This is a genomic window from Periweissella fabaria (genome assembly GCF_918814575.1).
In the GTDB taxonomy this organism is placed as follows: Bacteria; Bacillota; Bacilli; order Lactobacillales; family Lactobacillaceae; genus Periweissella; species Periweissella fabaria.
This window is the reverse complement of record NZ_CAKKNS010000001.1, coordinates 329,265-347,835: the sequence shown is the minus strand read 5'-3', so window position 1 is coordinate 347,835 and position 18,571 is coordinate 329,265. Positions and strand designations below refer to the sequence as shown.

General features: G+C 38.1%; 20 protein-coding genes. 6 read left to right on the top strand and 14 right to left on the bottom strand.

What is annotated here, in order from left to right:
* Positions 1 to 4: 4 nt before the first annotated feature.
* From LQZ75_RS01755 to LQZ75_RS01735, 5 genes are all read right to left on the bottom strand, one after another.
* Positions 5 to 358 (bottom strand): hypothetical protein, encoded by a 354-nt coding sequence (locus LQZ75_RS01755; protein ID WP_230096124.1) that lies wholly within the window; start codon positions 356 to 358, stop codon positions 5 to 7.
* Positions 351 to 917 (bottom strand): NUDIX hydrolase, encoded by a 567-nt coding sequence (locus LQZ75_RS01750; RefSeq protein ID WP_230096123.1) that lies wholly within the window; start codon positions 915 to 917, stop codon positions 351 to 353. The genes LQZ75_RS01755 and LQZ75_RS01750 overlap by 8 nt, the downstream gene beginning before the upstream one ends.
* Positions 918 to 935: 18 nt before the next feature.
* Positions 936 to 1,154 (bottom strand): cold-shock protein, encoded by a 219-nt coding sequence (locus LQZ75_RS01745; protein WP_230096122.1) that lies wholly within the window; start codon positions 1,152 to 1,154, stop codon positions 936 to 938.
* Positions 1,155 to 1,318: 164 nt separating this feature from the next.
* On the bottom strand, positions 1,319 to 2,446 hold the full coding sequence (mnmA, locus tag LQZ75_RS01740; protein WP_230096121.1) for a tRNA 2-thiouridine(34) synthase MnmA: 1,128 nt from the start codon (positions 2,444 to 2,446) through the stop codon (positions 1,319 to 1,321).
* 111 nt (positions 2,447 to 2,557) lie between these two features.
* Positions 2,558 to 3,238, bottom strand: a complete 681-nt coding sequence (locus tag LQZ75_RS01735; protein ID WP_230096120.1) for a hypothetical protein — start codon at positions 3,236 to 3,238, stop codon at positions 2,558 to 2,560.
* Between the two features lie 117 nt (positions 3,239 to 3,355).
* Here LQZ75_RS01735 and LQZ75_RS01730 point away from each other — a divergent pair, with 117 nt between their 5' ends.
* On the top strand, positions 3,356 to 3,556 hold the full coding sequence (locus LQZ75_RS01730) for a hypothetical protein (protein WP_230096119.1): 201 nt from the start codon (positions 3,356 to 3,358) through the stop codon (positions 3,554 to 3,556).
* 70 nt (positions 3,557 to 3,626) lie between these two features.
* Here LQZ75_RS01730 and fliD read toward each other — a convergent pair whose 3' ends face one another.
* The 6 genes from fliD to LQZ75_RS01700 all read right to left on the bottom strand — a co-directional run bounded on the left by fliD (position 3,627) and on the right by LQZ75_RS01700 (position 11,775).
* Positions 3,627 to 5,144 carry a flagellar filament capping protein FliD gene (gene fliD, locus LQZ75_RS01725; RefSeq protein WP_230096118.1) on the bottom strand — a complete coding sequence of 506 codons (1,518 nt, stop codon included), beginning with the start codon at positions 5,142 to 5,144 and terminating at the stop codon, positions 3,627 to 3,629.
* Positions 5,145 to 5,279: 135 nt separating this feature from the next.
* Positions 5,280 to 7,061 (bottom strand): ABC transporter ATP-binding protein, encoded by a 1,782-nt coding sequence (locus tag LQZ75_RS01720; protein ID WP_230096117.1) that lies wholly within the window; start codon positions 7,059 to 7,061, stop codon positions 5,280 to 5,282.
* Positions 7,061 to 8,818 (bottom strand): ABC transporter ATP-binding protein, encoded by a 1,758-nt coding sequence (locus LQZ75_RS01715; RefSeq protein ID WP_230096116.1) that lies wholly within the window; start codon positions 8,816 to 8,818, stop codon positions 7,061 to 7,063. The genes LQZ75_RS01720 and LQZ75_RS01715 overlap by 1 nt, the downstream gene beginning before the upstream one ends.
* Before the next feature lie 185 nt (positions 8,819 to 9,003).
* A complete protein-coding gene (locus LQZ75_RS01710; RefSeq protein WP_230096115.1) occupies positions 9,004 to 10,167 on the bottom strand; it encodes a hydroxymethylglutaryl-CoA synthase in 1,164 nt (387 codons plus the stop codon).
* A gap of 190 nt (positions 10,168 to 10,357) precedes the next feature.
* Positions 10,358 to 11,224, bottom strand: a complete 867-nt coding sequence (locus tag LQZ75_RS01705; protein WP_230096114.1) for a DegV family protein — start codon at positions 11,222 to 11,224, stop codon at positions 10,358 to 10,360.
* Positions 11,225 to 11,355: 131 nt separating this feature from the next.
* Positions 11,356 to 11,775 (bottom strand): MarR family winged helix-turn-helix transcriptional regulator, encoded by a 420-nt coding sequence (locus tag LQZ75_RS01700; protein ID WP_230096113.1) that lies wholly within the window; start codon positions 11,773 to 11,775, stop codon positions 11,356 to 11,358.
* Between the two features lie 242 nt (positions 11,776 to 12,017).
* Here LQZ75_RS01700 and LQZ75_RS01695 point away from each other — a divergent pair, with 242 nt between their 5' ends.
* Both LQZ75_RS01695 and LQZ75_RS01690 read left to right on the top strand, forming a co-directional pair.
* Positions 12,018 to 13,724, top strand: a complete 1,707-nt coding sequence (locus LQZ75_RS01695) for an NFACT RNA binding domain-containing protein (RefSeq protein WP_230096112.1) — start codon at positions 12,018 to 12,020, stop codon at positions 13,722 to 13,724.
* Between the two features lie 331 nt (positions 13,725 to 14,055).
* Positions 14,056 to 14,307, top strand: a complete 252-nt coding sequence (locus tag LQZ75_RS01690) for a hypothetical protein (protein ID WP_230096111.1) — start codon at positions 14,056 to 14,058, stop codon at positions 14,305 to 14,307.
* 215 nt (positions 14,308 to 14,522) lie between these two features.
* Here the strand turns inward: LQZ75_RS01690 and LQZ75_RS01685 are convergent, their stop codons facing one another.
* The 3 genes from LQZ75_RS01685 to LQZ75_RS01675 all read right to left on the bottom strand — a co-directional run bounded on the left by LQZ75_RS01685 (position 14,523) and on the right by LQZ75_RS01675 (position 16,954).
* Positions 14,523 to 15,329: a hypothetical protein gene (locus tag LQZ75_RS01685; RefSeq protein ID WP_230096110.1), complete on the bottom strand. Its 807-nt coding sequence runs from the start codon at positions 15,327 to 15,329 to the stop codon at positions 14,523 to 14,525.
* Between the two features lie 217 nt (positions 15,330 to 15,546).
* Positions 15,547 to 16,299, bottom strand: a complete 753-nt coding sequence (locus LQZ75_RS01680) for an ABC transporter permease (RefSeq protein WP_230096109.1) — start codon at positions 16,297 to 16,299, stop codon at positions 15,547 to 15,549.
* Position 16,300: 1 nt separating this feature from the next.
* On the bottom strand, positions 16,301 to 16,954 hold the full coding sequence (locus LQZ75_RS01675) for an ABC transporter ATP-binding protein (protein ID WP_230096108.1): 654 nt from the start codon (positions 16,952 to 16,954) through the stop codon (positions 16,301 to 16,303).
* Between the two features lie 409 nt (positions 16,955 to 17,363).
* Between LQZ75_RS01675 and LQZ75_RS01670 the strand changes: the two genes are divergently transcribed.
* The 3 genes from LQZ75_RS01670 to LQZ75_RS01660 all read left to right on the top strand — a co-directional run bounded on the left by LQZ75_RS01670 (position 17,364) and on the right by LQZ75_RS01660 (position 18,550).
* Positions 17,364 to 17,744 carry an HIT family protein gene (locus LQZ75_RS01670; protein ID WP_230096367.1) on the top strand — a complete coding sequence of 127 codons (381 nt, stop codon included), beginning with the start codon at positions 17,364 to 17,366 and terminating at the stop codon, positions 17,742 to 17,744.
* Between the two features lie 21 nt (positions 17,745 to 17,765).
* Positions 17,766 to 18,218: an NUDIX hydrolase gene (locus LQZ75_RS01665; protein WP_230096107.1), complete on the top strand. Its 453-nt coding sequence runs from the start codon at positions 17,766 to 17,768 to the stop codon at positions 18,216 to 18,218.
* Positions 18,219 to 18,280: 62 nt separating this feature from the next.
* A complete protein-coding gene (locus LQZ75_RS01660) occupies positions 18,281 to 18,550 on the top strand; it encodes a hypothetical protein (protein ID WP_230096106.1) in 270 nt (89 codons plus the stop codon).
* The last annotated feature ends 21 nt before the right edge of the window (positions 18,551 to 18,571 follow it).

The following is an 18,571-nucleotide window of genomic DNA, read 5'->3' as shown; positions in this document are numbered from 1 at the left end:
CTAATTAATCGACAAAGCGTAAAATTAAAAATGTTGCAATAATTAATATTACTAAAACACCAATCGCTATATTCAAACGAAACTTAAGGCGTTGTTGCTTACCAAGTGACGTTAAACGCCCGAATTCATCCATTTCATAACGTTTGTTTTTGGCAAAACGTTGCGCTGTTTGACGTTCACTTTCCCCTTGAGGTTCTTGCGCCAAACTATCCATCCGTGTATGAATTTCACCATTTTCATCAACATAGCGGCCATCTTGCATTCGCCGGAAGCTCGTATCTTGATTTAAAGGCTCACTTTTTTGTTGGTTTTGTTGGTATTCCCGATACCCTTTACGGGTAATTGGATCTTTATCCATTGAGTAACCCCTTTACATATGCTTGATTTGCCGCCCAATACCAATATGCCACTTGTGTTTTAGAATCATCAAGTAAGCCTTGCGCGTTTAAGTCGGCTAATTCATCAAGTGTATACGTACTAAGGGCTAGATTTTCATCATCATCTTGTGGTAATTCATCATCAACTGGACTTAAACCGGTTGCAAGATATAAATGCATCATTTCATCAGCATAGCCAGATGAAAGATAAAAACTACTAATCTTTTCAATATGGGCCGCTTGCATTCGTGTTTCTTCATTCAATTCCCGAATGGTTGTTTCAAGCGGATTAGTATCACGAGCATCAACTTTACCAGCCGGAATCTCGAGCGTTTCTTTTGCTAATGCAGTCCGCCATTGCCGCATAATTATGGCTTTATTATCATTGGTGATAGCCAAAATGGCAATTGCGGGACAGTGGTGGACAATATCACGGGCTGCTATTTGGCCATTAGGTAATTCAACCGTTTGGACCTCGACGTCGATAATGGCACCGTGATATTTTAATTCACGACCAATAACTTTTTCTGCAAAATCCATAATAATTGCCTCCCCTAATTAGTCAGCTACTGGGGCATCAATAACCCGAACTTGAGCAGCTTGGGGGCCACGAACCCCTTCAACAACTACGAATTCAACGTAGTCACCAACGTTTAAAGCTTTGAAGCCATCGCTAACAATTCCTGAGAAGTGTACAAAGATATCATCTTGACCGGTAATTTCAATGTAGCCAAAGCCTTTTTCAGCATCCCAAATTTTAACGTATCCGTGTTCCATAATTATTCCAACTTTCTTAACTATTTATTGCCTTATCTTAGCATATTTATATGCTTGTTTGTAACAATCACTAGGATTCGCGTCGATTTTCAATATTTTTTTAGATTATTAAATAGCAAAAGACCAGCAGAAGCTGATAATCTGCTGGAATTTTACAATTGATTTTAAACGTATTGGAGTTCTTTTTCGGCGTTGTACGCACGATCGATAATGGCTGAACCGAAACATTCAGCACCATCATAGAAGACAACTGCTTGACCAGGTGTAATTGCCTTAACTGGTTCATCAAAGATAACCGTTGCCAATGTCTTATCCGCATTAAGCTTAACAGTTACTCCAGTGTCTTGTTGGCGGTAACGGAATTTCGCAGTACAGTGGAATTCCAAGCCTCGATCAATTGGTGTTGTGAAGCTAACTTCAGAAGCTTCCAAATGCGTGGCAAATAAGTACTTGTTGTCATCACCTTGACCAACAAACAATGTGTTAGTTTCAAGATCTTTACCAACAACGAAGAATGGATCTTCATTACCCTTTTGACCACCAATACCAAGACCTTTGCGTTGGCCAATCGTATAGTACATCAAACCAGCGTGTGGTCCCATATCACGACCATCAAAAGTCATCATGCGCCCTTCTTTGGCTGGTAAGTAATTGCTAAGGAATTCCTTGAAGTTACGTTCACCGATGAAGCAAATTCCAGTTGAATCTTTTTTCTTAGCTGTTGCCAAATTGTTTTCTTCAGCGATTTTACGCACTTCGCTTTTTTGCATGTGCCCAATTGGGAACATAACCTTACTAATTTGTTCTTGTGATAATTGTGAAAGGAAGTAAGTTTGATCCTTATTAGCATCCCCACCACGGAGCATGTGTGTGATGCCATTTTCATCCTTTTCAACTTGGACATAGTGTCCAGTTGCCACATAATCAGCTCCAAGTTCCATCGCATAGTCCAAGAAAGCCTTGAACTTGATTTCCTTGTTACACATTACGTCTGGATTAGGAGTACGTCCTTTTTTGTATTCGTCAAGGAAGTATTGGAACACGCGGTCCCAGTATTCCTTTTCGAAGTTCACTGAGTAGTACGGAATTCCAATTTCATCCGCCACTTTTGCAACATCTTTATAGTCTTCTGTTGCAGTACAGACACCGAATTCATCAGTGTCATCCCAGTTTTTCATAAATACACCAACGACATCATATCCTTGGTCTTTGAGCACTTGTGCCACAACTGATGAGTCGACCCCACCAGACATACCAACAACTACTCGTGTTTGACTGTTATCTTGTGTCATAACAATACCATCATTTCTTTAGATTCTGAGAATCATTACAATTTGAAGGTTGTAAAATTTCAGTAATCTACATTATACACGAACTTGCTTATTAACTACAAGTGTCACTAATTACCAATCAAATGCTTTTAGATATAGATTAACCTTAGCTTGATTCTCAGCCTTTTTAACTTTTTTTGTTCGCCGGGTCCGTTTTACAACTGGTTCTTGGGCTTTAGCCTGATGGCGTTCATAACGAGCAAAGGCATTGCGAATTGCATATGTATCTTCAACGGTTAACGGTAAATCAACTTCCGCATATTCACGCGTAAATGGCGTATAACGATGTGTCTTTTGTGTTAATAGCCACGCTTTAACATTTGCATTTAACTTCACCCCCCGACGATAGCGCCGTAAAGTTTCATCTAAGCCAAAATTCAATTGGTGAATCTGGGTTTGGAGTTGGCGCATAATTGGTTCAGGAATCTGAGCATGATCAGCAAAATGACTAATTCCAAGTTTAAGAACCTTACCACTTGATTGGTTTTGTAAAATATATTGGTGTTTTAATCGGCGACCACAATCACAAAACAATTGTTCACCATCGTGGCTATCATAATTTTCATTGAGATTATATGCGACAAATTCCCAATCAGTACTTTCGCCCAATAAATTACTGTTAGTGAACAATGATGTTTGCCGGTAACGGACATGCTCATTTAAGACAGCTTGTTGGGCTGGTGTTAAAAGCTGCCATATCCGTTGGCGCTCTTCTTTGCTTAATACGGTCTTTTTAGTTTGTTCTCTTTTCATAATGGTTAATTATAGCAACGTGAACACACGTTCGCAACTCATGTTTACACAGTCCCACAAAATATTGTTATAATAACGGTATAGTTAGAACGTGCAAGCGATATAGGAGGATGAAACATGGATTTCGTCATTTTGTTGGGGATTATTATTACAGTTCTAGAGGCAATTGTAATGATGCTAACTCCTCGTGAGCCAATGTGGGGTTATAGTGTCTACCGTTCAAAAAATCCCGCCATGTCAGCCTTAGCCGTATTTTTGATTATACTAGGCTTGGCAATTATTATTGTTAAAGCGTGGTTGAACGGTCAATTAGGTTAAATAAAAAGCGGCCTTAAAAGGTGTGCTATCGATATTAAAAAAAGCCGGGGATTAAATTTCCCCGGCTTTTTTAATGGTTATCATTGGTATTAGCACCAATTTGTTGGTTAAAGTAATTTAACTGTGATTGAGCTTGCATCATGTAGGTATCTAAAGCGGTAAATTGATTAACATATTGTTGGCGTTTAGCGATTAAACGATCTTGAAAAGCATCAATTTGTTTGTTCAAGTCCTTAATAGTCATATCAAAACTCGTGGTTTTAGTTGCAATAATGCCGGCTTTACCAGTTGACGTTGATAAATAGCTATTAGCAAACTTACTTAACACCGTGGCATAACCTTTTTCGTTTGAAGTTGTCCCTGTGACGTTAGAAATATCAGCGGAGTAGAAGAAATCTTTAACTGCTTGGGGATTATTTTTTAATGCTTTTTGGAATGTTGTCGTATCAAAGCCTAACGTTCCTTCTTTATCCACGAGAGAAAGACCAACCCCATTGGCGGATAAGTTGTGTGAATCCTTACTAGTTGCCGATGGGGTTACAAGTCGTTGTAACTGTGATTGTAATTGAATTAAATCACTATCACCAGCCAAGGCGCTTGTTTGGTTATCCGATTTAGTAGGATCACCGACATTTAAATCTGCTTTAATTAAACCCATCAAGCTATTGTATTGACTAACAAAGTCATTGACGGCACCTTGAAACTTACTATCATCATTGGTTAATCCAATTGTGGTTGGTTGTAGTTCGTTAGCGTCACCACTTGCTGCTTTAGGGCTAACCCCCGTCAATGTAATTGTTGCGCCATCTAAAACGCCAGTTATGCTATTACTGTTACGCGTCGTTTCGAGACCATCAATAGAGAAAACAGCGGCTTGACCAGCAGTTTGCTTAGCATTATCCAAACCTAACTGTTCAGTTAGCCCAGTTGTTTTAATCGCATAATTGCCCGCCAAATCACTCTTAATAACTAAATGATTATCAACTACCGATGCTTGAATATTACTGTCCTTACTGTGACTATTAATCTTGTCAACGATACTGCTAATTGTGTCGTTAGCGGAAATGTCGATTGCTAAATTTGATTTTTCAACCGTGCTCCCTACTGCCGGCGTGTCCGGAATTACTAATGGCTTCCCATTACTATCGGTAATGTCACTAGTACCTTGATAAGTTAGTGCGAGATTTAAGGTTCCCGTCACGTTAAGCGGTTCTTTACTACTTTTAACGTCTGAAATGCGGGCGCCTGTCAGTTTAGTATTAGTAGCTAATTGTTTAACGATTAAGTCATGACTACCTTGTGCCGCAGTACTATCACCACTAATCGTTGCGATTTTATCATTACTACTAGTATTTACTTTGGAATTAAAGGTGTCGGATTTTTGGAGGACGGTGATTTTATTTAATAAATTATTTAAGCGTGAACGAATATCGCCCCACGCAGTTTCTTTACTTTGAATTTGTTGCACTTGGCGTTGCATTAACAACATGGGGGCTGATTCAGCTTGAACTAATTGATCAATGGTTTGATTATTGATACCTGAATATTGCCCCATGTAGGCACCACCTAAACCGCTAGTACTAACCATCTTGCTACCTCGTTTCTTTATTTTTTAATCTGGCTTGTCTATGTACTAATTCCTTAATAAAAGCTATCGGTTATTTTTTATTAAATTTAAGGTGGCCAATAAAAAAACGACAGAAAATTTTCTGTCGTTTTTAATTTATGCTTCTTTACCTTGAAGGTCATACATTTCTTTGTACTTACCATTTAAAGCTAATAATTCAGCGTGGGTTCCACGTTCAATAACTTCACCTTGATCAAGCACCAAAATCAAATTAGCATCTTCAATCGTTGATAACCGGTGCGCAATCGCAATCGTTGTCCGATTGTTACGCATTTTTGCCAATGCTTTTTGAATTGTCACTTCAGTTTCAGTATCGATGTTGGCAGTCGCTTCATCAAGCACTAAAATTTTAGGATTAGTAACAATTGTCCGTGCAAAGTTAAGTAATTGCTTTTCACCAGCTGAGAAAGTTGCTCCATGTTCAATAACTGGTTCGGCATATTGCTTAGGCAGTTCTTCAATAAAGCGATTAGCTTGCACAAATTCAGCAGCTGCCTTAACTTGGTCATCGGTGATAGCTTGATTAAACATGCGAATGTTAGAACTAATATCCCCGTAGAACATGAATGATTCTTGTAGAACTAAGCCCATTTTTTTACGAATTTCAGCAATTGGATATTCACGAATATCTTGGTCATCAATTAAAATCTGCCCTTCCTGAAAATCATAAAACCGCATTAAAGCATTAATTGTAGAACTTTTACCGGAACCAGTATGGCCAACTAAGGCGATGGTTTGGCCAGGTAAAGCCGTAAAAGATAAGTTCTTCAAGATTGGATGAACACCATCATATGAAAATGTCACATTCTTAAATTCAATCTTACCTTGCGTGATTTGACCATGTGGTTGTGCCACTTGCGCCGGTGCAAGTTCTTGATTTTGCAAAATCCGTAACACACGTACTCCCGCTACTGAACCATCTTGGAATAAAGCTAATTCTTGCATGATTTCACTCATTGGTGCAAAGAAGTTATTCAAATAAGAAATAAACGCATACACGGTCCCGGCTGCAACCGCGGCATCCATTGAATGCCAACCAAACATTCCCAAAATTATAACGATACCTAACCCATTGAATAAGTTCATCAATGGATTAAGTAACAGTGATTCCGTTTTAATCATGCGAATACGGGCCATTTGATACTCGTCGTTGGTTACCGCAAAGTCCTTCCCCATGCGCATTTCTTGCCGGAATTGTTGAATGACGTTAATTCCATTAATTGATTCGGCAATTTTAGCGTTTAATTGGGAAAGTTTTTCACGCATACCACCATAGACTTTGGAACTTACACGTTGGTAGTAAAAGATAGCACCAAGTAAAAATGGTAGGAAAACCAATAGAGCCAAGGCAATCTTAGCATTGGTAATAAACATCGCATAATATGATGCCAATAATCCAAATAGTCCCATCAAGACAAGCATGAACAACCGCCAAATTTCAAATAAAGCTTGGGTATCGTTTGTGACCCGTGACAAAATTGAACCTGCGGGATTTTGGTCAAAATAGCGCATCCCCAATGTATGGAGGTGTCGATATAGTTTTTCACGCGTATTTACTTCAGCATATGCTCCACCCAAGCCATATAGATATTCTTGGATAAATTGCAAGATCGCCTTTAATAGTGAAACACCAAAGTAAACGGACGCAAAAATGATTAAGACTTGGAACTTCGTATCAAGATGGATCAAGTATTGATTCATCAGTTCTTGCAAAATTCGTGGTAATAAGACGTTAATCGCTGAGACAAACCCAATGGCAATAATCGCACTAATGAAATACCACTTATAGGGTTTAGCAAATGGCAATAAACCCTTAATGACTTTAACTTGGTCTTTAAAAGTTAATTTTTCTGTCCAAATTGATTGTTCTTTAGCCATTAGGCTTCACCCCCTTCTGTGGTTTCACTCATCCCATGTTGTTGTTGCTGATAAATCATGGCATACCAACCGTGATTAGCGAGTAATTCACTGTGCGTACCCCGTTCTTTAATCTGACCGTTATCAAAGACGATGATGTTTTCCGCATTCATTACTGAACTCATTCGGTGGGCGGCAATAATGGTTGTTTTGTTAGCTCGTTCACGCTTTAAAACATCCAAAATGGCCGCTTCCGTCCGCGCATCAACGGCTGATAATGAATCATCAAGAATCAAAATTTCTGGATCAATAAGGAGTGCCCGCGCAATCGTCAAACGTTGCCGTTGACCACCTGATAAACTAATTCCATGTTCACCAACTTCCGTTTCATAACCAGCCGGCATCTTCATAATATCATCATGGAAAGCTGCTTTTTGAGCAGCCGCTTGGACTTGTTCATCACTAGCATCCGGACACGTAAAGCGAATATTTTCCTTGATAGATGTACTAAACAAGAAGCCTTCTTGTGGGACATAACCAATGGCTCGTAAGTATGTGTCTTGCGGGAATTGGCGAATGTCAGCCCCATTTAAGGTAATGACACCATCATAATTATCATATTGACGGAGGAGCAGTTTTAAGAGCGATGTTTTACCAGCACCAACTTGACCGACGATTCCCAATGTATGTCCTGCCGCAACAGTGACATCAATATCTTGTAACGCAATTTCTGGATCATCAGGATATTGGAATTGTTTAATGGCAAAATGTACATCCCCTTGGGCTGGAATCGTTACGGGTTGAGCGGCGTCTTTAATGTGAGATTCGTTACTTAAAATATCCATCACCCGGTCATAAGACGCATTCCCACGTTCAATAATGTTGAATAATTGTCCAATGGCAAACATTGGCCAGATTAACATTGAAAGATATGAAATAAAGGATACTAATTGCCCAATGTTAATTTGGTGGTGCAAGACCATCCAACCACCATAAACAATCGTTACCACATAGGCCAAGACGATGATCATTGTTGTTAATGGGTCATATAAAGCAGAGACAAATTCGACCTTTTTATATGCCTTCATCAAAGCGCCATTGTGAGCATTGAAATCTTCAATGTCTTGGGCTTCTTGTCCTAATGTCTTAATGGCTTTCATCCCTGAAAGTGATTCTTGCACCTTATCACTTAACTTAGAGAATGCACGTTGTTGATCACCAAAAGCATTATGCATCCGATGGCCGAGCTTAATTGACATGATTGCTAATAACGGAAATGGTAAAATGGCGACTAATGTTAAACGCCAATCAACTACAAAAGCCATTGTAATGATGGTAACCATTCCAGTTGTCAACGAATCAACTAATGTCAAAATCCCCATCCCCGCAACTTGGCGAATTTGAATTAAGTCATTAGTTGCGCGCGTCATTAAATCCCCGGTCCGGTATTTTTGATAAAACTTCGTATCCATGTGCATAAAATGCATATATAGTCGTTGGCGTAATTTGCGCTCAAGATAGGTTGCACCACCCCAAATATGAACGGCCCAAATGTAACGAAAAGCATATAATGTTACTGCTTCTGCACCGACCCCCAATAAAATTAAAGCTAGCTTTAGCGGTGTCAAACTATGAGCGACAATCTGATTGACGGTATAACCGATTAAAAATGGCGGAATCATGTTTAAAAAGGCCGTCATCATCAATGCAAGTAGCCCACGAATATACATCGCTTTTTGTTCTTTGAAGAACCAAGTTAGCTTGCGGAATATATCCATAAAAACTCCTTTCTTAATGTAAAACATTAATTACGTATTTTGCTTTAGTTTTTAATCAAACTACAATACTTTTAATATATCATTCTATAATGCTATCAACAACTATAAAAATAAACAACGTTTTCTAATTTTGATTTAAAAAAGCAAGTAAAAACGGCTTACTAAGGCGTAAACCGTTTTTTTGACTATTGATTGATTTTGTAAATATGTTTTTCGTCTTGGATACCGGCAAAGACAAATGGACTATGATCATTGGTTAAATCAAACATGACATTTTGTCCATCAGTCGGCGCCTTAGCTGCGAAGAGTTCTTCATATTCGGCGACACTGACCTTCGTTCGATTAGCAAATAACGCGTTAAAATCAGTTTGTAACCCATGTTTAAAGCCTGCTTCAACGGTAGCTGAGTAAAATTCACCTTCAGCACCAGAACCATAACTAAATAGTCCTAAACGATCACCGGCTTGAACGGAACCATTAGCAAGTAAAGAGATTAAACTTAAGTAGAGCGAACCAGTATATAAGTTACCAATCCGCCGGTTATATACACGACTTGCTTCAAATTCGGCTAATAAAGCAACTTGCTGCTCCTCAGTAGCTTCTGGCAAAATTTCACGTAATCCTTTGAGGCCCATTTTAGTAAATGGTAAATGGAATGCAAACGCTTTGAAGTCATTAATTGCATGTCCAGTTGTCGCACGGTAGCGATCCCAAAGTTCTTTAAAGAAATCTTGGTAGATATTAGCAGAAAAATGCCCATCAACTAAGGCTTCACTACGATAAATTGGCCGCCAAAAATCCATCACGTCATCTGACATGTAAACACTATCGTCATTTAAACTAATAACTTGTGGATTAGCTTTAACCAGCATTGCGACCGCCCCACCACCTTGGGTAACTTCCCCAGGTGTATCGATACCATAGCGGGCTACATCCGCTGCAATCACTAAAACCTGCTTATCAGGATGACTAGCCACAAAGTCACGGGCAAACATCAAGCCAGCGGTTCCAGCGTAACATGCTTGCTTAAGTTCCAAAGTCCGGGCATAGCGGTTAATATTAAGTAACTTTTGAATATAAACTGCCGCTGATTTGGAATTATCAATCCCTGATTCCGTAGCAACAAGTACCATATCAATGGCATCACGATTACTTTCGTTAATAATTTGCGCTGCGGCACTAGCTCCTAACGTCACAATATTTTGGGTTTTACCAATTACTGCTTGTTCACTTTGACCAATTCCGATTAAGAATTTGTTCGGATCAGTATCCCGGGCAAGTGCTAAGTCTGTTAAATCAAGATACTTATCGCTTGTTGCAAAGGCGATTTGATCAATACCAATTTTCATTTGGTCCTCCTAATTGGATTTCATGGGAATGAAAATGGAAGATTCCGTTGACGGGAATCTTCCATTAGCGTAAATATGAAATCTCCATCTGATAAATATTTTACCATATAAATGAAGATTCAAAAAAATAGCAATCAAATAATAATTTAAATATCACTAAGCCATTATCAAAAAATAATTAGGTTTTATATTAGTTTACTGAAGTATCTTGAACCCAGCCAAGTGCTAAGGCGCCTTGACCGAGGTGAGTACCGATAACTGGACCGATTTCAGCAATTTCAATTGATAATGTTGGATACGTTTGTTTCAATTCAGCAAACCATTCTTGGGCTACTTCGGGTGCATTAGCGTGATAAACAGTTAACTTAATCGTATATGGGACGGTAGTAATAACCTCAGCGAACAATTCTTCAACTCGTTTACGAGCTTTTTTCATTGAGCGAACTTTTTCAAACGCGACAATTTCATGAGTGTTATCATCAAACGTAAGTAAAGGTTTAATCTTCAAGACTGATCCAATAAAGGCACTTGCATTAGATAAACGACCACCACGAACAAGGTTTTGCAAATCATCAACCACAAAAAATTCTTTGATTGTTTTGCGCACTTTATCAAGTTCTGTCAAGATAGCTGCTGGTGTTTCACCATTTGCCGCCATCCGGGCAGCATCAACGACTAATTCCCCCATCAAACGCATCGTGATTTGACTATCATATGGATAGATCTTAACCCCTTCAATTTGACTAGCAACATTGACAACCGTGTTGTACATCCCAGAAATTGTTGATGACAAGTGGATTGAAATAATTGTATCAAACCCTTGGTCACGCAAACCTTCATAGACATTGATCAATTGACCAATTGCTGGTTGTGATGTTGATGGAAATGATTGTGAGTGCGTCAACATATCGTAATATTGAGCATTTGAAACTGTTACGCCTTCTTCGTATACTTGTCCGTCAACAATCACTGGAATTGGAATAACAGTGATATTATTATTCGCAACTTCTTCGTCGTTTAAGTAACAAGTACTATCAGTAACCACGGCGATTTTCATTCAATAACCCTCGTTTCTTTAAGTCTATTAGCAATAATTTATTTTCGATATCAAAAGTTTTCAATATCAAAGTATTGCTCTATCATACTGTTTTTTTAAACAGCTTGTCAAATTAGTTGATAAAATTTTAATTATTCAGCAACCCGCCCCATTGATTTTTCTAAACGATTGAGCAGGATTCGCAACATGTTAATTTCTTCGTTAGACCATTTATCAAAAATAACTCGCTCCAATTGTTGATATTCGCTATTAATTGCTAATACCGCATCGCTTCCTTTAGGTAATACTGAATATACCAATTGGCGACGGTCACGACCGGTTGCGACCTTATCGACAAATTCTTTGGCGAAAATACTTTTTAATTGGCGGGATAAAGTCGATGTATCCAATCCAGTTTCCGCTGATAATTTATCTTGCGTATCAAACCCTGCCATCATCGTTGATAAAAGTTGCCATTCTGCAATGGTTAAATTGTGGTGCTTGGTAATTTTCATTAGTGCGCTACGTTGAATTTTTTCACTATCACGCAATGCATCCAAACTAGATTTCATAATGCCGCCTGTACCTCGGTTAACTTAAATTGATTTTCTCTTAGTTTATCATAAACTTAGCTTATTGTGTATACCAACTATATTTTTATTAATTTTAATTAACTAAATGCATGCACATATTCAGTAAATATTAAAGTTTACTAAGCGTGCTACTTGGCGTGAACATAACTTTATCTCCAATCGCTTTAAAATGCGGTATAATGGTAACTATCGAATTATTTACATACGGAGGAACATGCTCAATGAGTTTTGATGGTTTATTTACCCATGCGATGGTTACGGAACTTCAAGGGCTCTTAGTTGGTGGGCGCATTGCCAAAATCCACCAACCATATCCCCAAGAAGTAGTCTTAGTAATCCGCAGTAATGGGAAGAACTACCCCTTATTATTATCAGCACACCCAACATTTGCGCGTGCCCAAATTACGAATATCCCTTATGCTAACCCAACGACACCACCTTCATTTGCAATGATGCTCCGTAAGCATCTTGAAGGTGCTAAAGTTGAAAAAATTGAACAAGTTGAAAACGACCGGATTATTAAGTTGTCTGTTTTAACACACGATGAACTTGGTGATTTGGAAGAAGTCGTTTTGATTCTTGAAATGATGGGTCGTCACTCGAATTTATTTTTGGTCAATCAAAAAACGAACAAAATTATTGAATTAATTAAACACGTTTCAGCTGATCAAAATCGGGTTCGTTCCCTATACCCTGGCGCCCAATATATTGCGCCACCTAAACAAGACGTGGTTAATCCATATGAATCTTTACAAGGTTTAGCGAATTTCATTTTAGATATTCCAGACCAAAAAGAATTAGCAAAAGCGATTCAAGGCCATTTTCAAGGATTTGCGTTTGATTCCGCACTCGAATTAGCAACAGTTGTCCATGAACCTAGGGATGCCATGGCCCATGCTCAAAACTGGTTAGCTAATTTTGGCACACCAAGCCCCCAATTAATTGATTTAGCAAGCAACAACAAAGTCGTTTTTGCACCCTTTAAATGGCTAACTCTTCCGGGAACCGTTCGTGAGTTTGCTACCCTTGGTGAAATGCTGGATGTCTATTTCGCCGACCGTGCCGAACGTGACCGTGTGCAACAACAAGCTGGTAACGTTATTCGAGTCGTCCGTAACGAAATTAAGAAAAACAAGACCAAGCTTAAAAAACTTGAACAAACATTAGATGCCTCTGCACATGCGGATGAATTTAAAGTTAAAGGTGAATTACTAACGACCTATCTCTATCAAGTTGAACGTGGGATGACGGAAATTACATTACCTAACTACTACGATAACGAACAACCAATGAAAATTACGTTAAGTAATCAAATTGGGCCTTCGCAAAATGCACAAAAGTATTTCACCAAATACAATAAGTTAAAAAAAGCCGTGGCGTATGTTGATGAACAAATTGCCTTAACTCAACACGAGCTTAACTACCTTGAAAATATTATGGCGCAAATTGAAATTGCTAGTCCAAAAGACATTAATGAAATTCGCCTAGAATTAACGACGGAAGGTTACATTCGCAATAAAGCTAAAAATAAAAAAGCACGCTTGCAAATTTCTCAACCGGAAAAATTCTATGCGACAGACGGCACTTTGATTGAAGTCGGTAAGAACAATTTACAAAATGATAAATTAAGTCTTAAAACGGCCGCTCGCAATGATATTTGGTTACACGTGCAAAAAATGGCCGGTTCGCACGTCATTATTCATGATAGTAATCCAAGTGAGCAAACCTTATTAGAAGGTGCAACCCTCGCTGCTTACTTCTCAAAAGCTCGTGAATCAGCCAATGTGCCAGTTGATTACCTCCCTGCTAAATTATTACGGAAACCCAATGGTTCAAAACCGGGATATGTAATTTTTGAAGGTCAATCAACAATGTATATAACCCCAGATGCGCAATTAGTGGCACAATTACGTGATAATAAAGGTTAATTAATAATAGAAAGAGGTCCTTGCAAGTAGTTTGCAAGAACCTTTTTTTATTTTTCCTTCTATTATATAGTGTCGTTAAACACCTTATTAACTAGACTCAAAAACCATCTTTTAAAAAGAGTGTCATTACCGACATAAAATAACAACACGAACACCTAGCTTAATGTACTAAGTCCAGCAGCGCTAACCATCTTAATTATTTAGCTTATCCTTAAAGTCACTACCACATACTAACGTCTTATCATCAATATTTGACCACCTATTCTAACTCGAACCGTAAACTAAATGATGCATGCTACACTCTATCTATTACTTATTAAGAAGGTTTATTATGTACAAAAATTTTACGTGGTTGATTGCCATTGGGCAAACCGGCTTTATTTTAGGTTTAATTACTTGTCTTCGTCATTGGTTATTACCATTTGATACTTTTTCAATTTTAGCCCGTATATTTGGTCATCAACGAGAACTATTCACAATTATTGGTGATGGCATTACGCTTGTTTCTTGGCTCATTTGGACCCTAATTATTGGCAGTCTTTACTACTTAATTCGGCACAAACTTACCCTTAATATGCATTAATTACTAAAAAATACCTAGTATCGTTTATTACTGATACTAGGTATTTTAATTTATTTGGTAATAGCAATAAGCTTTATTTATTGCCTTTAATTGTTAATACTATTTAGCGCCATTAGCACCTTGCTGAATTAATTTAAATTTTACGGTAACGTATGCAAAATTTAATTGTAGGTAACAATGGTTAGTTCAGTTATCCAACAGCATACCAGCATTCTTTAACGGAAATATTTAATTAAACGCCACATCAGAATGGTACTAAATAAGACTAGCATTGCAAAAATCATCGCGACCCAGTTATTAGCCAAGGGATTAGCACCTTCCTTGACCGTCACCGTATTGATAATGATTGCTAGCATACCTAAACATGTGTTAGTAATTGTTAAAATTAAGACAATCCGATCAAAGGTATTTTCATAACCGGATATCGGATCGAGTAACACGGCTACTAATGTAATTAACGCTAAACTAATCATCCCAACGGGGCCACTCAAATGATAGACCGCATTAGTATGCACCTGTAACGCTAAAACTAAATTTAGCAAAGTCACTAAACTTACAACACCCCAACTAAGTACTCCTTGAAAAATATCTTTGACATGCGCCAAGATATAGCAAATCAAAATCGCCCCCGCGCCACCCAAGACCATAAATAAGATTGTGCCACTTAAATCAAACATGTGCTCCGGCCCTAGGACTTGGGGAAAAGCAAACGTAAGAGCAAACAATAACCCAGCTTTTAAATAGCTCCGCCCAGAATGTGGTGTTTGCGCCAAGTGATTACGTGCAAGTTCAACGGCACTTGATTGGTAATACGCTTGGCATACTTGATTGGTCTTTTGTAATTGAATGATTTGTTGTAAAACCGTTTGTTTTTGTTCTTCAAGAATCAATGGCGGACAAAAAGCTCCATTATCAATTAAATACTGTGCATAACAGTGATAATAATGCGCATAATCCATATCTAATTGTTGCTGTAAATGTTGATTTTCTGCACTGATGACTTCAATCGACTGCGCAGGCATAACAATCCCCCTTATTGTTATTTATTACATGTAATTAGTAATATCCCGATAATTTGAATACTATTCTATCACGCACATACCACCAATTGCACAGTTTTGAATTGTTACCTGTTAAAACTGGATGTGCTTACCAATATCATATGAATAGACTAATAAAACGCCTTGGTATATTGACCAAGACGTTTTATTTAAGTTTATCATCGCTAATAACGCATCGTTATATTTTTAATTGTTTACGTGCATTGAAGTATTCACGGTAACCAAGATAGGCAGCAATGAATGAAGCAATACTAGCGGTTGATAGTAACATAAAGGTCACCATAATTTGATATTTAATTGCCCGCACTGGATCAACACCGGCAAAAATCAACCCCGACATCATCCCTGGCAAACTGACAATTCCGACTGTTTTAGCCCCATCAATCGTTGGCTGCATCGCAGTTTTAATACTTAGACGAATAATTGGTAATGTCGCATCTTTTAAATCAGCCCCGAGAGTTAATTTTTCAATAACTTGTTGACGTTGATCTTTGAATGCTTGATCCATCGTCTTAAAACATAACCCAACAGCAATCATCGCATTGGAAGCAATCATGCCTGTAATTGGAATAATTTGAAATGGCACTAATTTAATCGCTCCAGCAAGAACTAAGCCACTAAGCGTAATACTGGTCCCAATCGCAATCGCGGCTAGTGGAATTTTAAATGACTTCAAAGCACTACGCTTCATTGCGTTATAACTAGCATTAAAGATAATGAACATCGCCATAATTAACGTAATCCATAATTGATCTAAATGAATAATGTAACGCAACACATACCCGACGATAACTAGTTGAATAACCGCTCGAATAACAGCAATAATCATATCTTTATCGAGGCCCAATTTTTCATGCCAGGCAATATAAAGGGCAATTACAACAAGTAAGGCAGCATAAAATAATGATTGGTTGTTAACAGCAATTCCCATTTTAGATAACCCCACTTTCATCACTTATCCGACCATCAACAACTTTAAGTAAACGATTAGCCATCGCAATTTCTTCAGCGTCATGCGTAATTTGGACAATCGTAATTTTTTGTTCACGATTAAATTGCTCAATCAAATTATGAATAATTGTTTTGTTAACAGTATCTAATCCGGTTGTTACTTCATCTAATAACAAGACCCGTGGTTCAAATAAGACATTCCGTAATAAAGCAACCCGTTGACGTTCACCACCAGACAAGCTTGCGATTGGTTGGTCCAAATAATGGGCATCTAATTGAACTTGCTCTAAGTAAGCTTCAACTTTGGCAGTATCAAATGCTTGTTTACGAATCTGATATGGAAAGGCAAAATTATCACGTACCGTTTCGCCAAACAAGATTGGTTGTTGGACACAATAAGAGACTTCACGGCGATATTCAATCGGATTAAGCGTCATAATATCTTGACCATTATAAGAAAGCACCCCTTCATCAGGATCGATTAAACTTGCTAACGCTTTTACTAAAGTGCTTTTACCACTCCCTGATGGTCCAGTAACAGTTATGTAATCACCATTAGCAATTGTTAGATTAATATCTTGTAGAATATGTTTTTGCTCACGTATGATACCCACGTGTTTTAACTCAAATTGCATGCAGTTCTCCTTTTATCCTCAAATGTATTTCTTAATAGTACGATAATATAATATTTACATTATTATACATGCTTTTTGGGATACTTTTTAGTATAAATCAAATTATTTAGAATGAATTTAAATAATTAGTGTGAAATAACGTATTATTTCCAGAAAGTGTGTTAGACTTAAGGCACTAGTTAAAGGTGCAAGAAAAATTCGGGGGAATTTTCCAAGTGCTGGTTAAGAATCAGTTTCAGGGGATTGTTGCTTCTTAACTTTCAATATTATTTGGCTAGCTACTAAGTACTGGTGCGTTCAAATACCGGTACTTTTTTATGTTCTTTGCACTTAAGCTATTTTCAGCTAAAATAATATTATTATCCGCCTAGCAAGCGGTAAATTTGAAGTTGATTGGATGGTAAATTCGATGAAGCAACCAACGTGTCTTTTTTGTCAACGTGAACAAATTACTTTTGTCCTCGAAAATGATTTAGCCGGAGCATTTTGGGATCGTTATCCCGTAAGCACTGGCCATTTATTAATTATCCCTAAAACACATCGGGACAATTACTTTGATTTAACAACGCCTGAATTAGTCGCTGTTAATAACTTACTGCATGAAGCAAAGTTATTACTTGACCATGATTTTCATCCGGATGGCTATAATATTGGTGTCAATATTGAACCAGCAGCCGGCCAAACGGTGATGCATGCGCATGTCCACGTTATCCCTCGTTACTCGGGTGATGATCCGCATCCCGCTGGTGGTATTCGCAAGATGTTTCCCGGTGGCGGTGAGTTTAACTAAATCGATTGGAGTCCATACAACATGAAAGTTCGTTATCAAACCCCTAGTGCCATTTTTGCGATTATTCTATCAAAAGATGGCCAACAAATTTTACTACAACAACGCCAAAATACAGGATATCAAGATGGCGCCTATGATTTAGCTGCAACTGGGCATGTCGAAGCCGGTGAATCATTACCGCAAGCCCTCTGTCGCGAATTAGCAGAAGAATTAGGTATCACAGTCGTACCAGATGATTTAGAATTTGTGACAATGATTCATAAGCATGACTTAGATACGGATAATGTTTATTTCAACGGTTATTTTAAAGTGCTAAATTATACTGGAACCCCTCAAGTGATGGAGCCACATAAAAATGCCGGCTTATCTTGGTGGTCTCGGGACCAATTACCAACAACTTTAATTAATGATCGTAAATTAGCATTGGACCTTTATGACCAACATATTCCCTATTATGAACTTGGTTGGTCATAAGCAACATTGTACTTTTAAACTAACTGTGCTACGGTGATGATAAGCCAATGTTAGGAGGTTGTATGATGAAAACATATCAATATACGCACTTACTTCCAGTCTTAGAACATGCTGTCACTGATCTTGAAATAAAAAATATTCCGGTGATTTACGATCGTATTGAACAATTGCGGCAATCAATTTTGGCTAATGAAAATGGCCAAAGTGCCGCTCAAATCCAAGCCCTCAATCAAATGCTTGTATTGTACATGTTGCAACACCATGCGGATTATCCGCGGGAAATCAACACCCTTGTCAACGTCTTGCGGCAATTGCAACGGCCCCCTGTATAATATACAAACAGAGCGAGGCCA

Coding starts and splice junctions, on each gene's coding strand:
- LQZ75_RS01755 (WP_230096124.1), bottom strand. CDS start 358: ATGGATAAAGATCCAATTACCCGTAAAGGGTATCGGGAATACCAACAA.
- LQZ75_RS01750 (WP_230096123.1), bottom strand. CDS start 917: ATGGATTTTGCAGAAAAAGTTATTGGTCGTGAATTAAAATATCACGGT.
- LQZ75_RS01745 (WP_230096122.1), bottom strand. CDS start 1,154: ATGGAACACGGATACGTTAAAATTTGGGATGCTGAAAAAGGCTTTGGC.
- mnmA (WP_230096121.1), bottom strand. CDS start 2,446: ATGACACAAGATAACAGTCAAACACGAGTAGTTGTTGGTATGTCTGGT.
- LQZ75_RS01735 (WP_230096120.1), bottom strand. CDS start 3,238: ATGAAAAGAGAACAAACTAAAAAGACCGTATTAAGCAAAGAAGAGCGC.
- LQZ75_RS01730 (WP_230096119.1), top strand. CDS start 3,356: ATGGATTTCGTCATTTTGTTGGGGATTATTATTACAGTTCTAGAGGCA.
- fliD (WP_230096118.1), bottom strand. CDS start 5,144: ATGGTTAGTACTAGCGGTTTAGGTGGTGCCTACATGGGGCAATATTCA.
- LQZ75_RS01720 (WP_230096117.1), bottom strand. CDS start 7,061: ATGGCTAAAGAACAATCAATTTGGACAGAAAAATTAACTTTTAAAGAC.
- LQZ75_RS01715 (WP_230096116.1), bottom strand. CDS start 8,818: ATGGATATATTCCGCAAGCTAACTTGGTTCTTCAAAGAACAAAAAGCG.
- LQZ75_RS01710 (WP_230096115.1), bottom strand. CDS start 10,167: ATGAAAATTGGTATTGATCAAATCGCCTTTGCAACAAGCGATAAGTAT.
- LQZ75_RS01705 (WP_230096114.1), bottom strand. CDS start 11,224: ATGAAAATCGCCGTGGTTACTGATAGTACTTGTTACTTAAACGACGAA.
- LQZ75_RS01700 (WP_230096113.1), bottom strand. CDS start 11,775: ATGAAATCTAGTTTGGATGCATTGCGTGATAGTGAAAAAATTCAACGT.
- LQZ75_RS01695 (WP_230096112.1), top strand. CDS start 12,018: ATGAGTTTTGATGGTTTATTTACCCATGCGATGGTTACGGAACTTCAA.
- LQZ75_RS01690 (WP_230096111.1), top strand. CDS start 14,056: ATGTACAAAAATTTTACGTGGTTGATTGCCATTGGGCAAACCGGCTTT.
- LQZ75_RS01685 (WP_230096110.1), bottom strand. CDS start 15,329: ATGCCTGCGCAGTCGATTGAAGTCATCAGTGCAGAAAATCAACATTTA.
- LQZ75_RS01680 (WP_230096109.1), bottom strand. CDS start 16,299: ATGGGAATTGCTGTTAACAACCAATCATTATTTTATGCTGCCTTACTT.
- LQZ75_RS01675 (WP_230096108.1), bottom strand. CDS start 16,954: ATGCAATTTGAGTTAAAACACGTGGGTATCATACGTGAGCAAAAACAT.
- LQZ75_RS01670 (WP_230096367.1), top strand. CDS start 17,364: ATGAAGCAACCAACGTGTCTTTTTTGTCAACGTGAACAAATTACTTTT.
- LQZ75_RS01665 (WP_230096107.1), top strand. CDS start 17,766: ATGAAAGTTCGTTATCAAACCCCTAGTGCCATTTTTGCGATTATTCTA.
- LQZ75_RS01660 (WP_230096106.1), top strand. CDS start 18,281: ATGATGAAAACATATCAATATACGCACTTACTTCCAGTCTTAGAACAT.